At 71.5% G+C, this 19,024-nt stretch carries 21 protein-coding genes and 1 pseudogene; 8 read left to right on the top strand and 14 right to left on the bottom strand.

Features of this window, described 5'->3' with window-relative positions; all coding sequences use genetic code 11:
- Positions 1–223: 223 nt before the first annotated feature.
- On the top strand, positions 224–1,204 hold the full coding sequence (locus Q2K20_RS13880) for an LLM class flavin-dependent oxidoreductase (RefSeq protein ID WP_317176854.1): 981 nt from the start codon (positions 224–226) through the stop codon (positions 1,202–1,204).
- A 10-nt stretch (positions 1,205–1,214) separates the two neighbouring features.
- Here the strand turns inward: Q2K20_RS13880 and Q2K20_RS13875 are convergent, their stop codons facing one another.
- The 3 genes and pseudogenes from Q2K20_RS13875 to arsB form a co-directional block, all read right to left on the bottom strand.
- Positions 1,215–1,607: an arsenate reductase ArsC gene (locus tag Q2K20_RS13875; protein ID WP_317176949.1), complete on the bottom strand. Its 393-nt coding sequence runs from the start codon at positions 1,605–1,607 to the stop codon at positions 1,215–1,217.
- Between the two features lie 39 nt (positions 1,608–1,646).
- Positions 1,647–2,051 (bottom strand): annotated as a pseudogene (locus Q2K20_RS13870) (low molecular weight phosphatase family protein); the annotation flags it as partial.
- Positions 2,048–3,160 carry an ACR3 family arsenite efflux transporter gene (gene arsB, locus Q2K20_RS13865; RefSeq protein WP_317176853.1) on the bottom strand — a complete coding sequence of 371 codons (1,113 nt, stop codon included), beginning with the start codon at positions 3,158–3,160 and terminating at the stop codon, positions 2,048–2,050. The pseudogene Q2K20_RS13870 and the gene arsB, both read right to left, overlap by 4 nt.
- 98 nt (positions 3,161–3,258) lie before the next feature.
- On the opposite strand from arsB, the gene Q2K20_RS13860 reads away from it, so the two are divergent.
- Positions 3,259–3,609, top strand: coding sequence for an ArsR/SmtB family transcription factor (locus tag Q2K20_RS13860; protein ID WP_067716176.1), 351 nt, complete (start codon positions 3,259–3,261; stop codon positions 3,607–3,609).
- A 41-nt stretch (positions 3,610–3,650) separates the two neighbouring features.
- Here the strand turns inward: Q2K20_RS13860 and Q2K20_RS13855 are convergent, their stop codons facing one another.
- Both Q2K20_RS13855 and Q2K20_RS13850 read right to left on the bottom strand, forming a co-directional pair.
- Positions 3,651–3,899 (bottom strand): hypothetical protein, encoded by a 249-nt coding sequence (locus Q2K20_RS13855; RefSeq protein ID WP_317176852.1) that lies wholly within the window; start codon positions 3,897–3,899, stop codon positions 3,651–3,653.
- Between the two features lie 318 nt (positions 3,900–4,217).
- Entirely contained in the window at positions 4,218–4,406 is a 189-nt protein-coding gene (locus Q2K20_RS13850) for an antitoxin VbhA family protein (protein ID WP_067716182.1), read from the bottom strand.
- 129 nt (positions 4,407–4,535) lie between these two features.
- Here Q2K20_RS13850 and Q2K20_RS13845 point away from each other — a divergent pair, with 129 nt between their 5' ends.
- Entirely contained in the window at positions 4,536–4,859 is a 324-nt protein-coding gene (locus Q2K20_RS13845; protein WP_269501699.1) for a hypothetical protein, read from the top strand.
- Positions 4,856–5,143: a ribbon-helix-helix protein, CopG family gene (locus Q2K20_RS13840; protein WP_317176851.1), complete on the top strand. Its 288-nt coding sequence runs from the start codon at positions 4,856–4,858 to the stop codon at positions 5,141–5,143. Before Q2K20_RS13845 ends, Q2K20_RS13840 begins: the two co-directional genes overlap by 4 nt.
- Here Q2K20_RS13840 and Q2K20_RS13835 read toward each other — a convergent pair.
- The 4 genes from Q2K20_RS13835 to bioB are packed head-to-tail and all read right to left on the bottom strand — an operon-like array spanning position 5,128 to position 9,704.
- Positions 5,128–5,979, bottom strand: a complete 852-nt coding sequence (locus tag Q2K20_RS13835) for a dethiobiotin synthase (protein WP_317176850.1) — start codon at positions 5,977–5,979, stop codon at positions 5,128–5,130. The genes Q2K20_RS13840 and Q2K20_RS13835 overlap by 16 nt on opposite strands.
- Entirely contained in the window at positions 5,976–7,160 is a 1,185-nt protein-coding gene (locus Q2K20_RS13830) for an 8-amino-7-oxononanoate synthase (protein ID WP_317176849.1), read from the bottom strand. Before Q2K20_RS13830 ends, Q2K20_RS13835 begins: the two co-directional genes overlap by 4 nt.
- The gene (locus tag Q2K20_RS13825) at positions 7,157–8,551 is read right to left on the bottom strand and encodes an adenosylmethionine--8-amino-7-oxononanoate transaminase (RefSeq protein WP_410494205.1); all 1,395 of its coding nucleotides are present in this window, start codon (positions 8,549–8,551) and stop codon (positions 7,157–7,159) included. The genes Q2K20_RS13830 and Q2K20_RS13825 overlap by 4 nt, the downstream gene beginning before the upstream one ends.
- Before the next feature lies 1 nt (position 8,552).
- Positions 8,553–9,704: a biotin synthase BioB gene (gene bioB / locus Q2K20_RS13820; RefSeq protein ID WP_269528903.1), complete on the bottom strand. Its 1,152-nt coding sequence runs from the start codon at positions 9,702–9,704 to the stop codon at positions 8,553–8,555.
- Positions 9,705–9,810: 106 nt separating this feature from the next.
- Here bioB and Q2K20_RS13815 point away from each other — a divergent pair, with 106 nt between their 5' ends.
- Entirely contained in the window at positions 9,811–10,347 is a 537-nt protein-coding gene (locus tag Q2K20_RS13815) for a TetR family transcriptional regulator (RefSeq protein WP_063972193.1), read from the top strand.
- 43 nt (positions 10,348–10,390) lie between these two features.
- Here the strand turns inward: Q2K20_RS13815 and Q2K20_RS13810 are convergent, their stop codons facing one another.
- The 3 genes from Q2K20_RS13810 to Q2K20_RS13800 all read right to left on the bottom strand — a co-directional run bounded on the left by Q2K20_RS13810 (position 10,391) and on the right by Q2K20_RS13800 (position 12,576).
- Positions 10,391–10,960 carry a CAP domain-containing protein gene (locus Q2K20_RS13810; RefSeq protein ID WP_268099182.1) on the bottom strand — a complete coding sequence of 190 codons (570 nt, stop codon included), beginning with the start codon at positions 10,958–10,960 and terminating at the stop codon, positions 10,391–10,393.
- Positions 10,961–11,120: 160 nt separating this feature from the next.
- The gene (locus tag Q2K20_RS13805; RefSeq protein ID WP_007628335.1) at positions 11,121–11,771 is read right to left on the bottom strand and encodes a CAP domain-containing protein; all 651 of its coding nucleotides are present in this window, start codon (positions 11,769–11,771) and stop codon (positions 11,121–11,123) included.
- Between the two features lie 253 nt (positions 11,772–12,024).
- A complete protein-coding gene (locus Q2K20_RS13800) occupies positions 12,025–12,576 on the bottom strand; it encodes a CAP domain-containing protein (protein ID WP_007628337.1) in 552 nt (183 codons plus the stop codon).
- A 331-nt stretch (positions 12,577–12,907) separates the two neighbouring features.
- Here Q2K20_RS13800 and Q2K20_RS13795 point away from each other — a divergent pair, with 331 nt between their 5' ends.
- The gene (locus tag Q2K20_RS13795; RefSeq protein ID WP_096906167.1) at positions 12,908–14,971 is read left to right on the top strand and encodes an NADPH-dependent 2,4-dienoyl-CoA reductase; all 2,064 of its coding nucleotides are present in this window, start codon (positions 12,908–12,910) and stop codon (positions 14,969–14,971) included.
- On the opposite strand, the gene Q2K20_RS13790 is transcribed toward Q2K20_RS13795, so the two are convergent.
- A complete protein-coding gene (locus tag Q2K20_RS13790) occupies positions 14,968–16,626 on the bottom strand; it encodes an MFS transporter (RefSeq protein WP_269501691.1) in 1,659 nt (552 codons plus the stop codon). The two genes, Q2K20_RS13795 and Q2K20_RS13790, sit on opposite strands and share 4 nt — an antisense overlap.
- Before the next feature lie 106 nt (positions 16,627–16,732).
- Here Q2K20_RS13790 and Q2K20_RS13785 point away from each other — a divergent pair, with 106 nt between their 5' ends.
- Together Q2K20_RS13785 and Q2K20_RS13780 are read left to right on the top strand one after the other, a co-directional pair.
- Entirely contained in the window at positions 16,733–17,872 is a 1,140-nt protein-coding gene (locus Q2K20_RS13785) for a hypothetical protein (RefSeq protein WP_317176848.1), read from the top strand.
- 149 nt (positions 17,873–18,021) lie between these two features.
- Positions 18,022–18,813, top strand: coding sequence for a SurA N-terminal domain-containing protein (locus Q2K20_RS13780; RefSeq protein WP_227022416.1), 792 nt, complete (start codon positions 18,022–18,024; stop codon positions 18,811–18,813).
- Between the two features lie 57 nt (positions 18,814–18,870).
- Here the strand turns inward: Q2K20_RS13780 and Q2K20_RS13775 are convergent, their stop codons facing one another.
- Entirely contained in the window at positions 18,871–19,023 is a 153-nt protein-coding gene (locus Q2K20_RS13775; protein WP_007628348.1) for a hypothetical protein, read from the bottom strand.
- Position 19,024: the final 1 nt, after the last annotated feature.

Genomic DNA, 19,024 nt, shown 5'->3' with positions numbered 1-19,024 from the left:
GACGATATGGGAACGGGAACCCTCGTCGTCGTCGTCGTCGTCGTCGGTCCGGCCCGTTCCCGCGCGTCACCGATGGTGGCGCCGGTGTGACCCACGCCCGTCACGGGGGCGGGCGCGGGGGACACCGATTCGTGACCCGTCACGGACCTCGTCGCATCGGTAGCCTCGACACACGAGCCGCGGATGTTCGCGGCGGTAACGGTGAGCTACGAAAAGGTGCGTTGTGTCGGTCCCCTTGAGCATTCTCGACCTGGTCTCCATCTCCGAGGGGGCCACCGCGCGTGACGGCATCGCCGCGTCGATGGAGTCGGCCCGCCTCGCCGACCGGCTGGGCTACTCGCGGCTGTGGTTCGCCGAGCACCACAACACCCCCAACCTCGCCTCGAGCGCCACCTCGCTGCTCATCTCCCAGGCCGCGTCGGTGACCGAGCGGATCCGCGTGGGCTCCGGCGGGGTCATGCTGCCCAACCACGCGCCGCTCATGGTGGCCGAGCAGTACGGCACGCTGGCCAACATCCACGGCGACCGCATCGATCTGGGCCTGGGCCGCGCGCCCGGCACCGACGGCATGACCGCCCAGGCGTTGAGCCGCTCGTCCGCGGAGCCTCAGGCCTTCGCTCGGCACATCTACGACCTGCAGGGCTGGTTCGGCGAGGAGGGCACGGCGCGCAGCACCCCGATCCTGTCGTCGGTCTCGCAGAACACGGAGGTGCCGATCTGGGTGCTCGGCTCCACCGTCAACGGCGCCTCCATCGCCGGGCAGCTGGGACTGCCATTCTCGCTGGCCTCCCACTTCGCGCCCGATCAGATCGACGACGCCATCCGCGTCTACCGCGACTCGTTCAGCACCGAGGCGCCCACCGCGCGCATCGACAAGCCGCAGGTGATGGCTGGCATCAACGTCGTCGTGGCCGACACGGACGAGGAGGCGCAGCGGCAGTTCACCACCCTGCAGCAGATGTTCCTCGACCTGCGGGCCGGGCGCAGCCGCAAGATCCAGCCGCCCGTCGACCCGTCGGAGTTCGCCGGCAGCACGCCCGCGATGCTCGAGATCAGCGCCGTCGGCTCGCCCGCCACGGTCAAGGCGCAGCTCGACGAGTTCGTCCAGCGCACCGACGCCGGCGAGCTCATCACCGTCACCTACGCCTACGACCCGGCGGTGCGGAACCGGTCGATCGAGCTGCTCGCCGACCTCTGGTTCTAGTGCTCGTCCGCTACGACTCGGTCTCGAGCAGTTCGGAGATCAGCGCGCTCACCCGCCGTTTGATCTCGTCGCGGATGGGGCGGACGGCCTCGAGTCCCTGGCCTGCGGGGTCCGCGAGCTCCCAGTCCTCGTACCGCTTGCCGGGGAAGACCGGGCACGCGTCGCCGCAGCCCATGGTGATGACCACGTCTGACGCGCGGACGGCGTCGGTGGTGAGGACCTTCGGCGTGGCCGAGGTGATGTCGACGCCGTCCTCGGCCATCGCCTCGACGGCGACCGGGTTGATCTGATCCTTGGGTGCCGACCCGGCCGACAGGACGTCGACTCGTCCTCCGGCCAGGTGGGACAGGTAGCCGGCGGCCATCTGGGAGCGCCCGGCGTTGTGGACGCAGACGAACAGCACCCGGGGCCTGGTGTCGACGAGGTCGGCGAGCAGGGCGCGCACGCGACGATCGATGTCGTCGCGGACCAGACGCATCCGCTCCATGCCCTCGATGCCCCGGTGCGACGGCTCGTCGGTGCGCCAGATTTCGAGCGCGCTGACCTCGTCGTCGTCGATCTCCCCGGCGGCCTCGTCGCCCAGGACGATCACCCGGTCCACCTGTCGCACCAGGTCGGGGTCGACGGCCGTGGGGGTCTCGCCGGACATGTCGGCGCCGACCTCGGCGACCGCCTCCGCGGCGAGCGCGTTGACCGCCGAGCCGGGCGCGGTGCCCGCCGAATGGACGGCGACGGCGTCACCGGCGTGCAGGCGCATGAGCGCCGCCGCCATCTGGGACTTGCCGCCATTCTTGACGCACACGAACAGAACGCTGGGGACGTGGTGCGCCTGCTGCTCGGCGGTCATGAGCGGGTCCCGGTCACCGAACGATCGGGCAGGGTCGGGTCGCCCGGGAAGAGTTTCGGTCCGGCCCACAGGGCGACGTAGACGAGCCCGATGAGGACCGGGACCTCGATGAGCGGCCCGACCACGCCCGCGAGGGCCTGGCCGGAGGCGATGCCGAAGGTGCCGATCGACACCGCGATCGCCAGTTCGAAGTTGTTGCCCGACGCGGTGAAGGCCACGCTGGTCGACTTGGCGTAGTTCAGTCCCACCGCCCGCGAGGCGAACAGGCTGACGAGGAACATGAGGACGAAGTACAGCAGGAGTGGCACGGCCATCCGCGCCACGTCGAGCGGCTGGGAGGTGATGGCATCGCCCTGCATGGCGAACAGCAACACGATCGTGAACAGCAGCCCGTAGAGGGCCCACGGGCCGATCCGGGGGAGGAACGTCTCCTCGTACCACTCCCGGCCCTTGGCCCGCTCGCCGAACACTCGGGTGAGGAAGCCGGCCAGCAGCGGGATGCCGAGGAACACCAGCACCGAGAGCACGATCGCCCACACCGAGAACTCGGCCGTCGTAGCCTCCAGCCCCAGCCAGGAGGGCAGAAGCTGCAGGTAGAACCAGCCCAGGGCGCCGAACGCCACGACCTGGAACACCGAGTTGATCGCCACCAGCACCGCCGCGGCCTCCCGGTCGCCGCAGGCCAGGTCGTTCCAGATGAACACCATGGCGATGCAGCGGGCCAGGCCGACGATGATCAGCCCGGTACGGAACTCCGGCAGGTCGGGTAGGAAGACCCACGCGAGGGTGAACATGAACGCCGGACCGGCGATCCAGTTGAGGAACAGCGACAGTGTGAGGAGCTTCCGGTCACCGGTGACCCGGTGGGTCTCGTCGTAACGGACCTTCGCGAGGACCGGGTACATCATCACCAACAGGCCGATGGCGATCGGGACGGAGATCCCGCCGATCTTCACCGAGTCCAGCGCCCGGTCGAGGCCGGGGATGAACCGTCCGAGCAGTAGCCCGACGGCCATCGCCGTGAGGATCCAGAGGGCCAGCCAGCGGTCGAGGAACGACATCTTCTTGGCGACCGGTGCCACGCCGGGCCCGGTCATCATGGTGCTCATCCGGGAGAACGTCCTTAGATCGATGATTGTCTATGGGGGAGGCTAGGCTGACATATCGGTGAGTGTCAATGTATCTTCGGGGTCAGGTGAGGTGGACGATGACAACAGTGGAACCCGGCCTGTCGGCCCCGGTGCAGGACGCGTGTTGCTCGATGTCGGCGGGGCCGGTGGACGCTCCCACCGCCGAGCGGATGTCGGCGCGACTCAAGGCGCTCGCGGACCCGATGCGGCTGCGCCTGTTGTCGCATATCGCGGCTCAGGGGTGTGACTCGGTGTGCGCGTGCGACCTCCTCGAAGTGGTCGACATCAGCCAGCCGACGATCAGCCACCATCTCAAAAAGCTCGTCGAGGCCGGGTTGCTGGTCCGCGAGCAGCGCGGCAAGTGGGCGCACTACTCGGTGGTGCGCGAGTCCTTCGACGACCTGCGCAGCTTCCTCGACCTGTCCTGACCGGGCGCGACGACGCGGTGGGGAGCCCGGTAGACAGTCGGTTACCCAGTGCGACCGTAGGGCGTCATGACCGCGGCCCTGTGGTGGTCGCGCATGGCGCGGAAGTGTGCGGAGGAGTCGAGCAGCGAGCGGTTGCCCAGGGTGGTGGCCAGGCGGCCCTCGGCGAGCTCGGTGGCCGGGTGGACGGCGTGTCTGAGCTGGTCGGCGAGGTAGTCCGGCCGCCCGTACACCGACATATGGCGGGCGGCGTGGGCTGCTGAGGCATCGATGCCGGCCCAGTTGACGGCCACCCGGCGTGGCGGAACATCTGGTCGAAGAAGACTCGCTGCGTGCGGGCATGAGGGATGCCGAGGGCGCGGGTGTCGACGGTGCGGAGCTCGCCGGCCCAGTCGAAGATGTCCTGGAGGATGTAGCGGTGGATCGCGCGGAGGTGCTCGAAATCGAATCGACCCTCCAGCGGGCTGAGTTCCAGTTCCACGACCCGGAAGAAGGCCAGGTCGCGCTCGTATTCCGCCAGTTCGGCGGGGTCGGAGATGCCCAGCCGGTTACGCAGAACCCCCGAGGGTTCCTTGTACGGATCTCGGGGGTTCATGGGCGTGAGGGCAGCGTCAGGGAGCGGTGCGCTCACGCACCGCGGCGCGGATCTCGGCGAGAGCCCGGTCGCGGGTGAGGAGCCCGTCGGCGAACCGGCGGGTGATCTCGAGGGCCTCGGGTGACGGCTCCATGCCGGCCATGCGATGGCCGGCGGCGGCTCCTGCGAGTGCCTGGTCGGTGGTCGGGCGGATGCGGGTGGCCACACAGTCTCCTTGCGTCGACGTGCAGCCGATTCTACCTGCTCAGCAGGGCGGGGACCGCGACCAGCAAGTGGAACGCCCCGCCCCGCCTCGGCCGTTCTCGTCGCCTCAAACCGTGATACAGTTTTGAATGTGAAAGCGGTGATCTACGCGTCCGCACGCCGACATGGAGTTGCGGATGCGGAGATCAGAGCGGTGCTGGCGCATCCGATAGTTCGCTATGGCCTGGTGCCTCGGGCGGATCCCGAGGCGAAGCTGGTCAGGATGGTCGGCGACATGAACGGTGGGGCCTTGATCGAAGTGGTCGCCGACCAGATCGAGCAAGATGAGCTGCATGTGTTCCACGCCATGCTGCTGACGGCGGCTGTGGCTCGCGAGGTCCTCGTGGCAACCGGAGGGGCGGTTGATCTGATCGATGAGGTCAGTGCCCGGCAGAGAGCGCGATTGGAGGAATGATGAGTGCTGCCAGTGAACGTGAAGCCCGCTACGAGCGTCTTGCCGACGCGGTGGAGGCCGGCGAGTACGAGATCGACGCCGGGGCTGTCGAAATACGTCCGGGCTACCGGCCCGGCCGGCCGCGGACCGGTGATGTCGCAGAAGAGACCCGGCCGTTGGCTGTCCGTTTGACCGAGTCGGACCGTCGAAGGCTTGCGGACTATGCCGAGCGGACCGGGCAGCCGATGAGTGCGGTTATCCGGTCAGCGATCGACGAGTACCTCGGACGTCATCCCGCAGCCTGACAGGCCGGAGATCCGATAACCGTCGACTTCTCACCGTAGTGCGCCCGCCGATCTCCGCTTCGAAGGACGTCGAGCAGGTCGGGGACGAACCACCCCGGTGCGCGCCGCCCGAACTCGTCCCGCTCCACCGCCCCGGCACCCGCGGGCACCCGGCCGAGCACCGGAACCCCGGTCAGGCGGGGCAGATCCTCGAGGTTGCAGCGCTCGGCGAGGTCCGGATCGGCCGGCCAGGACCCGATGACGATCCCCGCGCACCGCAGACCCGCCGCCTCGATCGCGCGGACGGTGAGCTCGGTGTCCGACAGCGTGCCCAGTCCGGCCCTCGCGACCACGATGACCGGGGCGTCGAGCGACCGGGCGAGGTCGAGGACGGTGAGGCCGGTACCGAGCCGGACGAGCACGCCGCCGGCGCCCTCGACCAGATCCAGGCGCCCGCGTGCAGGTCCGGAGGTCGCCGGGGAGTCGGGCGCGGAGTCGGGCGCCGACCCGCCGGGCGCGCGGAGCCACGCGCGGATCGGATCGATCAACTCGGGCAGCGTGGACTGCGGCAGGCCGGCGACGCGGGCGGCGGTCTCGGGCGCCAGCGGATCGGGCAGCCGACGGACCTCCAGCATCCGCCGCACCCCGGACAGGCGCGCGGCCTCGTGGGCGTCGCCGGGCTCGCCGGGCGCGAGGCCCGTCTGGATCGGTTTGCAGATCCCCACGTCCAGGCCCGCCGACAGGCCGTGGGCGGCCAGCGCTGCGGTGGCGATGGTCTTGCCCACGTCCGTGCCGGTGCCGGTGATGACGATCGGCGCCGGGGCGGGCGGGGATGCGGAGCCGGAAGACGCGGTCATGCGCGGGCCCCCTCGAGCCGCGCGGCCGCCCCATCCGGGTGCCCGTGCTCGGCCAACACCTGGGCCAGCACGTCGCTCGCCCGCGCGAGGTCGGCGTCGGAGAGGTCCGCCCGGGCGGTGAGGCGCAGCCGCGCGGTGCCCGCGGGAACCGACGGCGGGCGGAAGCACCCCACCCGGACGCCCAGCTCGAGGCACCTGCCGGCGGCGGAGACCGCGCGGGCGGGGTCGCCGAGGATCACCGACACCACCGCTGACCGCGGCTGCTCGGCGCCGGTGACCGCGGCCAGGTGCTCGGCCACCTCCACCACGCGCGAGGCGAGCGAGGGATCGCGGCGCAGGACACCGAGCGCCGCGCGGGCCGCGCCCACCGCGGCGGGGGCGAGCCCGGTGTCGAAGATGAAGGTGCGCGCGCTGCTGATGAGGTGCTCCCGCACCCGCTCGGACGCCAGGACCACCCCGCCCTGCGACCCGAGGGCCTTGGACAGCGTCGCCGTGACCACCACGTCCTCGTGCCTGCTCAATCCCAGTTCGTTCACGAGCCCCCGCCCGCGGTCGCCGCGCACGCCGAGGCCGTGGGCCTCGTCGACCAGCAGGACCGCGCCGTGCGCGCGGCTCGCCCCGTGCAGCGCGAGCAGGGGAGCCAGCTCACCGTCGGCGCTGTACACCGAGTCGGTAACGACCAGCGCGCGCTCCTCGGTGCGCTCGGCCAGGGCGCGTGCCGCCGCCGCGACGTCACCCCGGTCGACGACGACGACACGCGCCCTCGCGAGCCGGCACGCGTCCACCAACGACGCGTGCGAGCCGCCGTCGGAGACGATGAGCGATCCCCGCCCGGACAGCGCCACCACGGCCCCGAGGTTGGCGGTGTACCCGGAGGAGAAGACCAGCGCGGCGGGCTTGCCAGTGAACTCGGCGAGCTCGTCCTCGAGCGCCAGATGCTCATCCGTCGTGCCCGTGACCAGGCGTGATCCCGTCGCGCCCGCACCCCAGCGGCGCGTCGCTGCCACGGCGGCGTCCACGACCTCGGGGTGCCGACCCAGTCCGAGGTAGTCGTTGGAGGCGAGGTCGATCACGCCGTCCTCGGCCGCGCGTGGGGACAGCACCCGCCGCACATGCCGGGAGGCCCGGTCGGCGGCGGCGTCGTCGAGCCAGTCCAGGGCGGGGGATGTCTGCATGGTCATCGGCCCGCCCCTGCCGCTGCAGCCCCTGCAACCGCCGCCGCACAGATCCGGTCGATCTCCTCGTCTGTAGAGGTGTACGGCGGCATCGTGTAGATGAGATCCCGGAAGGGGCGTAGCCACACGCCGTGCGAGGTGATCGCCGTTGTCGTCGTCGTCATCTCCACCGGCTCGGCCAGCTGGATCACGCCGATTGCCCCCAACACCCGCACGTCGACCACACCAGGCACGTCGAGTGCGGACGCCAGCCCGTGGCGCAGGCGCGCCTCGATGCGCGGCACATCGCGCCGCCACCCGCCGCCGGCCACCAGGTCCAACGACGCGCACGCCACCGCGCACGCCAGCGGATTGCCCATGAACGTCGGCCCGTGCGCCAGGCCCCCCGCCTCGCCGGCGCTGATGACCTCGGCCACCCGGTCGGTGGTGAGTGTCGCGGCGAGGGTGAGATACCCGCCGGTCAGGGCCTTGCCCACGCACATCACGTCCGGTGCGACGCCCGCGTGGTCGGCGGCCCACAGCTCGCCGGTGCGGCCGAAGCCGGTGGCGATCTCGTCGAAGATGAGCAGCATGCCCGTCTCGTCGGCCAACCGGCGCAGGTCGCGCAGGTAACCGGGGTGGTGGAAGCGCATCCCGCCCGCGCCCTGGACCACCGGCTCGACGATGATCCCCGCCAGCTCGTCGGCGCTCCCACGGATCACCCGCTCGAGCTCGGCGACGTAGTCATCGCAGTAGTCGGCGGGCGGGGCGGGCGCGAAGACCTGCTCGGCCACCACCCCGCGCCACATCGAGTGCATGCCGCCGTCGGGGTCGCACACGCTCATGGGCGACAGGGTGTCGCCGTGGTAGCCGCCGCGCCACGTCGCCAACCGGGTGCGTTCGGTCCGGCCGAGCGAGCGCTGGTATTGGATCGCCATCTTCGCGGCCACCTCTACGGATACAGAGCCCGAGTCCGCGAGGAACACCTTGTTCAGCTCGCCCGGCGCCATGCGGGCGAGTCGGGTCGCCAGTTCGACGGCCGGTGCGTGCGTGAGCCCGCCGAACATCACGTGGCTCATCGTGTCGACCTGCCGGTGCGCGGCCGCGTCGAGGTGCTGGTGCCGGTAGCCGTGGATGGCCGCCCACCACGAGCTCATGCCGTCGATGAGCTCGCGCCCGTCCGCCAGCCGTAGCCGGACCCCCGAGGCGGAGACGACCGGCAGCGGCGGCGTGCTCGCCGGGAACCCACCGTAGGGGTGCCAGACGTGCTCGGCGTCGGCGGCGAGCAGCGCGGTGGTGGCGGCCTGTTCGGCGTCGGCGGCCAGCATCGCCGCGGCGTCGTCCGGGGTGGAGGGGGAGGAGGGAGTGTCGACGACGACGAGGTCCCGGGCACCGGGAGAGTGGACCGAGGCGGACATGTCAGGCGTTCGCGGGCTCGCTGGTGCCGGCCCCGCGGGTGCGGATGGCCACCTTCTGGTCCCGCCCGGTGGCGACGGCGGGCGTGGCCGGCCCGGCGGCATTCGCGGGCGCGTTCGCGGTGGCGGCCTCCACGGTCCCGTCCCCGGTGTCCCCGGCCGGGTGGTCCATCTGGAGGACCTCGAGGCCGGCGTCGGCGATCATCTGCAGGTCCTCGCCGCCGGGCTGGCCCTCGCTGGTGAGGTAGTCGCCCAGGAAGAGTGAGTTGGCCACGTAGAGGCCCATGCCCTGGAGGTAGCCGAGGTGTCGTTCGCGGCCGGCGGCCATCCGGATCTCGGTGTCGGGGGCGACGAAGCGGACCATCGCGAGGATGCGCAGGCAGTCGCGCGGGTTGAGGGTGTCCACGCCCTCGAGCGGGGTGCCGTCGAAGGGCAGCAGGAAGTTGACCGGGATCGAGTCGACGTCCTTGGCGCGCAGGTCGAAGGCGAGCTCGACGAGCTGGTCGTGCGTCTCACCCATGCCCGCGATGAAGCCCGAGCACGCCGAGAGTCCGGCGCCGTGGGCCTGGGCGACCGTGTGCTCCCGGTCGGCGTAGGTGTGGGTGGTGCAGATGTCCTCGTAATGGCTCTCGGCCGTGTTGAGGTTGTGGTTGTAGGCGTCGGCGCCGCTGGAGCACAGCTTCTCCGCCTGGCCATCCTTCAGTGCACCCAGGCAGGCGCACACCTCGACGCCCGGGGTGTCGGACTTGATGGCCTCGATGATGTCGGAGACCTTGCCGACCTCGCGATTGCTGGGGCCGGTGCCGCTGGCGACCAGGCACACTCGGGAGGCGCCGGCCGCGATGCCCGCCTTGGCCGCGGTGACGGCCTCCTCGGTGTTGAGCCAGGTGTAGCGCAGGATGCCGGCGGTGGAGTTGAGCCGCTGCGAGCAGTAGAAGCAGTCCTCCGGGCACAGGCCGCTCTTGAGGTTGACCAGGTAGTTGACCTTGACCTTGTTGCCGAAGTGCTGGAACCGCAGCCGGGACGCGGCCGCGACCACCTCCATGAGCTCGGAGTCCGGGGACCGGAGCACGGCGAGGGCGTCCGCCGCGGTGACGACTCCGCCGTCGAGTACGTGATCCGCGAGCTCGTGCCAGCGGGGGGTCGTGATGGCCATTGTTCCTCCTGAACGCCGTTCATTGAACGCCGTTCAAGCTAGCGCACGGTCGTCGACTTGTACAGCGTTCAGGAGAGGGTTGTGGCGGCCGGTAGGATCGGCGCCCGTGGCCCTGACAAAGACGGCGGTCGTCGACACCGCCCTGGAACTGCTCCGCGAGTCGGGGCTACCCGGCATGTCGATGCGCACGTTGGCGACCCGGCTGGGGGTCCAACCGAGCGCGCTGTACTGGCACGTTCCGTCCAAGCAGGCGCTGCTCACGGTCGTCGCGGAGCGCATCCTGGCGACGATGGGTCCCGTCGGGGAGGGGAACTCGGCCGCCGACGAACTACGGGCGGTGGGGCAGGCGCTGCGCGCGGCCGTCACGGGCGTTCCGGACGGCGCCGAGGTCGTGGCGCTGGGTCTGGCGGCGGGTGCGGTGAATCCGGTCGCCGAGGTGGTCGAGGCGGCGTGCTCCCGCCACGGACTCGAGGGCCGCGCGCCGGGGTTGACCACGGCCCTGACGGGCTACGTGGTGGGCCTGAGCCTGGAGGAGCAGACCCACCACAACCTCACGGTCGCCGACCCCGCGACGCCGACGGTCGAGTTCGATCCGCGCTTCCGGGAGGGTCTCGACGCGATGCTCGCGGGTGTCCAGGCCTGACGACTCCCATCGAGAAGAGCGTCCGGGGCGGGGGGTGGGCGCTTCAGTAGCGGGCGAAGACCTGGGTGGCGTAGAGCTTGCCGTCCGCGGCCACCGCGGCGCCGACGCCCATCGAGGTGTGGCCCGGGTTGAGCAGGTTCACGCGGTGGCCGGGGGAGGCCATCCACTGGTCCACCAGCTGCTGCGGGGTGGCGTGCGCGTAGTTCTGCAGCACGTTCTCGCCGTAGTGGCCCCACCCGGCGGGGATCTGCGCGCCCACGTCCGGGTTGTGGAACATGCGGTTCTGCGCGGCCTGCGTGCCGCTCCAGTTGGTGGCCACCGCGGTGAGGCCGCCGTTGACGGCGAGGGGGGCGAGGCCGTGTGCGGCGCGGGCGGCGTTGGTGGCGCCCTCGAGCTGGGCCCGGTACTCGGCGGAGGCGGGGTCGATCGTCGGCGCGGTGCCGGCGGGGGCGGGGTTGGCGAAACCGATCGTCAGGCCCGGGAGGTGGATCTGGGGCAGCTGGATCTGCGGCGCCTGGGCCGAGGCCTGCGGGGCCGCGTTCAGGGCGAGTGTGGCGGAAGCGGCGGCGGCCAGGATCAGGCCACGACGCAGGTGCTGGAGAGCTCGGGTCACGAGTGTCGGTACCTTTCGCGTGCTGGGACCCGACTGTCGGGTCGCCGAGCGCAACGGTAGGAACCGGCTCCAGCCCTAAGCCAGCCGTCATCACCCCGTAACCACCGTGAGCAGGGAGGGGCGCTACCCACCCCGCCCCCGCTGGACGATCGTCCGGCAGTCAGTCGCGAGCGAAGTCCTGCACCACGTGCACGGTGCCGTCCTCGGCGGTGGCCACGCCCACGCCCACCCGGACGAACCGGCCGTCGAGCATCCGATCGCGCATGCCGGTGTCGGAGAGCAGGGCCGAGAGTGCCTTCTGCGGGGTCGCGCCGGCGGGCAGCGCGAGAACGGTGCGGTCGCCGGCCGGGTCCACGTCCGAGTCCGCGCCGGGGGCAGCGGCGTCAGGGGTGTCGGTGTCGGCGTCGACCCGTGCATCGGCGGGGACGGTCACCTCGCCGGTCGTGGGGTCACCCGCGGCGAGCTGGGCGGCCCGCTCGCGGGCTGACGCTTCGAGTCGGGGGTCGGTGATGAGCCGGTCGGCGCCCACCACGAGGCGGGCCTCATTGACGGCGGCCACCACGCTGCCCTCGAACGCCATCAGCCTGATCTCCTCGGGCAGCAGATCGTCCGCGGCCGCGGCGGCCGGGTCGGCCACCGGGGCGGAGGGTGCCCCGGGAGCGTCCGGGGCGAGGGAGGCCAAGCCGGGGATGGTGGCGAAGAACGGCAACGCGAGCTCCAGTGAGCCCTGCGCGGCGGCCGTGCCCGTGCCGGAGGCGAGCAGGAGGGCGGCCGCGCCGGTGGCGACGGCGGAACGAAGGGGATGACGCACGCGATGGTCCTTTCCTCGGGCTGCGGCTCGCGCCGCGGCCTGCGTGTGGAGCGTGTGCCGGATCGGACGGTGTCGCCCGAGCCAGTTCACTCCTGCCTCTGTCGTCACTCTAGTCACATGCGTTACACCGATGCGATTCCCATTCGTATGCCCGCGCGCGAGTGGGCGCCGAGACGACGGCGCCCCCGCCGCCGGTGTGGACCGGGGGTGGGGGCGCCGTAGGAGGGGGCGACGACCGAGGGGGCCGCGGGGGTCAGGTCAGTCGGGCGAAGTTCTGGGTGGAGTACAGCTTCCGGCTGTCGGCGACCTCCACGCCCACACCGAGGTGGGTGTGCACCGGGTTGAGTAGGTTGAGGCGGTGCGGAAGCGAGTTCATCCACTGCTGGACGAGCGCCTCGCCCGAGGCGCCGCACCAGTTCTGCAGCACGTTCTCGCCGTAACTGGTCCACTTGCCGTCGCTGAGCGGCGTTCCGTCGTAGGTTGCCGCCATCAGGGCCTTGATCTGCGGATTGTGCGTCATGGCGTCCACGCTGGCCATCTGTTCGCTCCAGTCCTGGGCGATCCGGTCCAGGCTGGCGAGGCGCGTGACGGGGTTGAGGCCGCGGGAGACGCGCTCGCGGTTGGTGTACTCGTGGATGTCCGCGATCACCTGCTCGGTCTCCGCCGGGGTCGCCTGCTCACAGGGGGCGGGCGCGCCCACGGTGAACTGGAGCGACTGGGCGGCGGTGACGGGGGCGGCCAGGGCGAGGAAGGTGGCGGCAGCGGCGGCGACGGCGCCGATGCGCCGCCTGACGATGGTTCGCATTGAGGGGATTCCTGAGGGGTTGGGGGAACGTCGGGGGAGGACATGTGACCGAGGGAAGCCACGAATCTGAGGATAAGGTCAGTTCTTCGAGATCGCCGCATTATCGACCCCCGCGACACAATTTTGTGCACCCTCAAAACTGCAGGTCAGGCGCCCAGGTTGCTGACTCGTCACACAGACATTCGTCCAGTAAGGCGTGCGACGCCTCCGGATCGATGTTCGGGCGTGCCCCTGATCGGCCCGCATCGCCACGCCGGTCCGGACGCCCCGGTGAGCGAAAATTCCTCTACCGCGGGGTCGGGCGACCGGATACCGGGCAGAATCAGCCCCCATGGGCCACAGTCACTCTCACCTCCTCAGTCCCCTCGCCGTCGGGCATCTCACCCTGCGCAACCGCGTGGTCATGGGGTCCATGCACACCGGGTTGGAGGACCGCTCGAAGCACCTGCCCGAGCTCACCGCCTACTTCGCCGAGAGGGCGCGCGGCGGGGCCGCCCTCATGGTCACCGGCGGGTACTCGCCCAACGTGGAGGGGTGGCTGCTGCCGGCCGGGTCGATGATGGCCTCGCGCCGGATGGCCGACAAGCACCGCGGCCTCACTGACGCCGTCCATGCCGAGGGCGCCCACATCCTCCTGCAGGTCCTCCACGCCGGCCGCTACGGATACCAGCCGTTCGTCCGCTCGGCCGCGTCGACCAAGTCGCCGATCAGCATGTTCAGAGCGCGCGCCCTGAGCGCCCGGGGTGTCGAGCGGACGATCGACGACTGGGTCCGCGCCGCCCGCCTGGCCCGGCGCGCGGGGTATGACGGCATCGAGATCATGGGCTCGGAGGGCTACCTCATCAACCAGTTCCTCGCCGCCCGGACCAACGACCGCACCGACTCGTGGGGCGGCACCGCGAGCAGGCGGATGCGGTTCGGAGAGGAGATCGTGCGCCGCATCCGCGCCGAGGTGGGCCGCGACTTCCTGCTGCAGTACCGGATCAGCCTGCTCGACCTGGTCGACGGCGGCCAGTCGTGGGAGGAGACCGCCGAACTCGCGCAGCGCCTCGAGGCCGTTGGTGTCGACGTGTTCAACACCGGCATCGGCTGGCACGAGTCCCGCATCCCCACCATCGTCACCTCCGTGCCGCGGGCCGCGTTCGTCGACCTCACGGCCCGGCTCAAGCAGACCGTCGGTGTCCCGGTGATCGCGTCCAACCGCATCAACACCCCGGACATCGCGGAGCAGATCATCGCCCGCGGTCAGGCGGACCTGGTGTCCATGGCGCGGCCGCTCCTGGCGGACCCGGCGTTCGCCGCCAAGGTCGCCGAGGGGCGGGCCGACGAGATCAACATCTGCATCGCCTGCAACCAGGCCTGCCTCGATCACACCTTCGCCAACAAGCGTGCCTCCTGCCTGGTCAATCCGCGCGCCGGCCGCGAAACCGAGCTCCTGCTCACCGTGGCCCCCACCCGGCGTCGGGTGGCGGTGGTCGGCGCGGGACCCGCGGGGCTGGCGTGCGCCGAGGCCGCCGCGTCCCGCGGACTCGCGGTGGAGGTCTTCGAGGCGGAGGACGAGCTCGGCGGGCAGTTCCGCTACGCGATGCGCGTGCCGGGCAAGGAGGAGTTCGCGGCGTCGATCGCCTACTTCAGCCGACGCCTGGACGTCCTCGGCGTGCCGGTGCACCTCGGCCGCCGCGCCCACCCGGACGATCTCGCGGGCTTCGACCACGTGGTGATCGCCACCGGGGTGCGGCCGCGCGAGATCACGATCCCCGGCGCCGACCACCCCATGGTCATGACCTATCCCGAGCTGCTCACCGGCACGCGGACCCCCGGCCGCCGGGTCGCGGTGATCGGTGCCGGTGGCATCGGCGTGGACGTCTCGCAGTTCCTGCTGGCCGGCGGGCCCGGGATCGCCGTCGACGGCCGCGAACCGAGCGGCCACTCCACGGATGTGGAGGCGTGGCGGCGCCACTGGGGCGTGACCGATCCGGCGCTCGAGCGCGCGGGACTGGGCACGGCCGTGCACGCCGAACCGGCCCACGAGGTGCACCTGCTCCAGCGCAAGACCTCCCGCATCGGCCGGGGCCTGGGCAAGACCACCGGCTGGGTGCACCGCGCCGAGCTCGAGGCCGGCGGCGTGCGGAAGCACACCGGGGTGACCTACGTGAAGGTCGACGACGACGGGCTGCACATCCTCGACGCCGACGGCCGTCCGCAGCTCGTGCGTGTGGACTCGGTCGTGGTGTGCGCGGGCCAGGAATCGGTGCGCGACCTGGTGGGGGTGGCCGATCAGCTGGGCGGCGGGGTGAACGGACGGGTCCACGTGATCGGCGGCGCGGACGTGGCCGCCGAGCTCGACGCCAAGCGCGCGATCAAGCAGGGAGTGGAGCTCGCGGCAGCCCTCTAGGAACCGCAGCGCACCTCGCGGCGGCGGTCGACGATGCTGAACGCCAACGCGCCCGCGGCCAGCGCGGCGATCAGCCCGAGCGCCACCCGGAACGCGAGCAGCCAGTCGTCCTGGGTCTCGACGATCCAGAACAACACGCCCGGCACCATCGCCGTGCCCACCGCGGTGCCCATGCGCTGGCCCAGCGAGATGATGCTGCCGGCGACCCCGCCGTACTCGGGGTCCACCGCGCGCAGGGTGAGCGTCTGGTTGGGGGAGATGGTCATGCCCTGCGCGGTGCCCATCATCGCGGCGGGGGCCATGAAGATCAGGTAGCTCACCGCACCGGACTCCACGACGCCCGCGAGCAGGATGAACGTCAGCAGCGCGGTGATGGTGAGGCAGAAACCGCCGATGACCATCCGCCGCCCGAGTCGGAGCACGAACCGTCCCGCGACCTGGGCCGAGATGGCGGCGAGGACCGAGGCGGGCAGGCTGATGAACGCCGAGTCGATGGGCGCGTAGCCCAGGTGGAACTGCAGGTACATCGGCATGACGATCCACAGGCTCGTGCCGCCCACGAAATAGATGGACACGATGATCATGCCGTTGCGGAACGCCGGGTCGCGGAAGATGTCGGGGTTGACCAGCGGCGGCCGCCCGATCCGCTCGTAGCGCCGCTCCCACCACGCGAAGGCGGCCATGAGGCCCAGCCCGACCGGAACCAGCGCCCACAGGGCGGGGCTGCCGCCACGGGTCAGGAAGGGCAGCATCAGGGACAGCACCGCGACGCCGAGCAGGACGATGCCGACCGGGTCGAGGTCCAGGCGCGTCCGCCGGCCCCGGTGCCGCGGCCTGGGCAGCCCTGCGTTCACGGCGGCGGCGATCCTGGAGGCGCGGCCGGCCTCGTCGTCGTCGTGCCCCGGCCCGTCACCACGTTCGGCGCCGTCACCGTGCACATCGCCGTCACCCTGCTCGGCGTCGCCGCCGCGCTCCGCGGACAGGCGCGCCATGTCGCCGGCACGCGCGGCGGACCCACCCACGTCGGGGCCCGCCTCGCCCGGCGGGAGGCGGCGGTCGTCGGGCAACCAGCGCCAGCCCAGCACCAGCGCCAACGCGCCGAGCGGCACGTTGACCAGGAACATCGCGCGCCACCCGAGGTCATCGCCGAGGACCTCGATGAGCAACCCGCCGACCAGCGGCCCCGACGCGGTGGCGATGGAGACCGTCGTGGCCAGCGTGGCGAACGCGCGCGCCCGCGCCCCACCCCGGAAGTACTTCTGGATGAGGCCGAACGTCTGCGGGTTGAGCATCCCCGACCCCACGCCCTGGATGAGGCGCGCCAGGTTGAGCATCTCGATCGACTGGGCGGACCCGGCGACCACCGCACCGCCCACGAAGACCGCCACGCCCGCCAGGAACAGGCGCTTGCGTCCGGTGGCGTCGCCCAGCCGCCCCGACGGCACGAGCAGCAGCCCGAACGCCAGCGCGTACCCGGACACCACCCACTGCAGTCCCCGCGAGTCCGAGTCCAGGGCGGTGCCGATCACCGGCAGCGCCACGTTGATCACCGACAGCGCGAGCAGCGCCATGAACATCGGGACCATCAGCGTGGTGAGGACCCGGGCGGTGCTCACCGGCCGGGGCGTCGGGGTCGTCACGGGCTCGTCTGTCACTTCCGCGATGGTAGCCACGGTGGACGTCCCGGGCCCGACGGTCACGGGCGCGCAACAACCCTGTCACGACCTACCCGAGCGCCGCCGCGATCAGTAGCGTCGGGTCATGGCTGATGTCACCCGTACCGCAGAAGTCGATCCGATCCCGTTGACCGACCTCGCCGAGCTGGGCACCACCAGCGGCCGGGCCGTGTCGATCTTCCTGCCCACCGCGCGCGGCGGCGCCGAGGTCCGCGAGAACCCGATCCGCGCCAAGTCGCTGATCAAGGAGGCCGAGACCCGACTCAAGGCGCACGGCGTGGCCCAGGAGGAGTCCGACGAGATCCTCGGCCCGCTGGTCGCCCTGTTGGAGGACGACGCGTACTGGCAGCGCCTCTCCGACGGTCTCGCGCTGTTCGCGTCGAAGGGGTTCTGGCGCGCGTACCGCCTGTCCACGGACGTCGCCGAGGCGGTCCACGTGAGCGACCGGTTCGCCGTCCGGCCGATCGTGCCGGCCGCGGTCGGTGACGGCGAGTTCCTGGTCCTCGCGGGCAGTCAGAACAAGGTCCGCCTCCTCGAGGGCACCGCCTCGACGATCCGCGAGCTCGACCTGGGCTCGATCCCGTCCTCGATCGACGACATGGCCGGCGATATCCAGCCGCCCTCGCACCAGCAGCAGCGGTTCAGCGGGGCCGCCGGCGCCGGCCCCGGGGCGAACAGAGCCGGCGGGGGGATGGTGCACAGTCACGGCACGGGCGCCGAGGTCGGGGACGTGCAGCGGGAGAAGTTCCTGCGGCAGATCGCGAAGGGACTGCAGGAGGCGCTGCGCCCCAACGATCGGCGGCCCGTCGTCCTGGCGGCGGTGACCGAGCACCTCCCGCAGTTCCGCGGGTACCTGAACTACGAACACCTGGTGGACGAGGTGGCCGCCGGCAACCCGGACGCCCTGTCGCCCGCCGAATTGCACGAGCGCGCGTGGGCGGTGGTCCGGCCGGCGATGCAACGGCAGTCCGACGCGGTCGCGGAACGCTTCGGTGACGCGATCGGCGCCGGTCGCGCACTGGCCGGTGGCGGGTCGGACATCCTGCACGCCGCCCGCGAGGGACGCGTCGACACGCTGCTGCTCACCCGTCGCCGCTGCACCGCCGAGCACGGCCCCGACGATCTGGACACCGCGGTCGGTCAGGTCCTGGCCACGTCCGGATCGGTGGTCGTGGTGGACTCCCTGCCGAAGGACGTGGCGGAGGGCGCGATCCTCCGATTCTGACCCCCGACGCCGGCCCCCGACGCCGACGTGGGTGCGGGCGGCGCGTGACGGCGCGCTGCCCGCACCCGCTGGCGTCTCGTGCACAGCTCCCGCTCAACTCGGATGTGTAGCGTCGCGGCTTCACGCACACGTCAACGTCAGGAGATCGAGTGCGCACACGAACGTGGAGGTCGGCGGTCGCCGCCGCAGGACTCGTACTGGTGGTCGCGGGGTGCGGCGCCGGGGGCGACGACGACGAGGGCGGCGCCGCCCAGACGCAGGCAGCAGCCGAGCAGTCCGAACAGGCAGCTGAGCCCGGGCAGGAGGGCGAGCAGTCCGCGGACGGGCCCGACACCTCCGACATCCCCGACCCGGTGGCCGAGGTGAACGGCACCGAGATCTCACGCGACGAGTTCCTGTCGGTGTTCGAGAACCAGTACCAGCAGATGAGCATGCAGGCCCAGATGTCCGGCCAGCCCGTCGACGAGGCCCAGCTCAAGGAGCTGACCACCGACGGGTTGATCGGCACCGAACTGCTCACGCAGGAGGCCGGTAAGCGGGGGATCGAGGTCTCCGATGAGGAGATCCAGGCCGAGTTGGCCGTGTTCGCCGAGCGCAACCAGGTCAGCACCGACGAGTTCGTCGAGGCGATGGGCGGGCAGGGCCTGGACCGCGAGGCCGTGCTGGACCAGATCGACAAGCAGTTGCGCGTCCAGAAGCTGATCACCGACGAGTACGGGGAGTTCGAGGCGACCGACGCCGAGGTGCAGGCCGCCTACGAGCAGGTCGCGCAGCAGCAGGCGATGTCCGGCGGCGGTGCGGCCGGCGGTGGCGGGCTGCCGCCGCTGGAGCAGGTCCGCGGCCAGGTCGAGGAGCAGGTGCGGGCCGAGCAGGAGGCCGGCGCGATGGAGGAGCTGTCGCAGAAGCTGCGCGCGGATGCGGACGTGACCGTCCACATCTAGGGCGCCCGCCGCGGTGAGGTCGCCGCCACGGTCACGGCGACTGCGCGGCGGTTCTGTCTATACGGTGACGTCGGTGTGCGGCAGCTGCTGCGCCACCCACGGGAACACGACCTCCATGAGCAGCAGGAACACGGCCGCCAGCAGGATGAGGACGAGCGCGACCCTGACCGGCCGCGGGCCGGGCAGGGATCGCCACAGGTAGGCGTACATC

The organism is Dietzia sp. IN118 (assembly GCF_032905965.1).
In the GTDB taxonomy this organism is placed as follows: Bacteria; Actinomycetota; Actinomycetes; order Mycobacteriales; family Mycobacteriaceae; genus Dietzia; species Dietzia kunjamensis.
Note: the sequence above shows the minus strand (reverse complement) of the source record. Positions and strands in the feature narration are given on the sequence as shown.

What these genes read in the sequence shown, in the direction of transcription:
- arsB (WP_317176853.1), bottom strand. Translation starts at nt 3,160, where the DNA reads ATGAGCACCATGATGACCGGGCCCGGCGTGGCACCGGTCGCCAAGAAG.
- Q2K20_RS13860 (WP_067716176.1), top strand. Translation starts at nt 3,259, where the DNA reads ATGACAACAGTGGAACCCGGCCTGTCGGCCCCGGTGCAGGACGCGTGT.
- Q2K20_RS13840 (WP_317176851.1), top strand. Translation starts at nt 4,856, where the DNA reads ATGATGAGTGCTGCCAGTGAACGTGAAGCCCGCTACGAGCGTCTTGCC.
- Q2K20_RS13835 (WP_317176850.1), bottom strand. Translation starts at nt 5,979, where the DNA reads ATGACCGCGTCTTCCGGCTCCGCATCCCCGCCCGCCCCGGCGCCGATC.
- Q2K20_RS13830 (WP_317176849.1), bottom strand. Translation starts at nt 7,160, where the DNA reads ATGACCATGCAGACATCCCCCGCCCTGGACTGGCTCGACGACGCCGCC.
- Q2K20_RS13825 (WP_410494205.1), bottom strand. Translation starts at nt 8,551, where the DNA reads ATGTCCGCCTCGGTCCACTCTCCCGGTGCCCGGGACCTCGTCGTCGTC.
- bioB (WP_269528903.1), bottom strand. Translation starts at nt 9,704, where the DNA reads ATGGCCATCACGACCCCCCGCTGGCACGAGCTCGCGGATCACGTACTC.
- Q2K20_RS13800 (WP_007628337.1), bottom strand. Translation starts at nt 12,576, where the DNA reads ATGCGAACCATCGTCAGGCGGCGCATCGGCGCCGTCGCCGCCGCTGCC.
- Q2K20_RS13795 (WP_096906167.1), top strand. Translation starts at nt 12,908, where the DNA reads ATGGGCCACAGTCACTCTCACCTCCTCAGTCCCCTCGCCGTCGGGCAT.
- Q2K20_RS13785 (WP_317176848.1), top strand. Translation starts at nt 16,733, where the DNA reads ATGGCTGATGTCACCCGTACCGCAGAAGTCGATCCGATCCCGTTGACC.
- Q2K20_RS13775 (WP_007628348.1), bottom strand. Translation starts at nt 19,023, where the DNA reads ATGTACGCCTACCTGTGGCGATCCCTGCCCGGCCCGCGGCCGGTCAGG.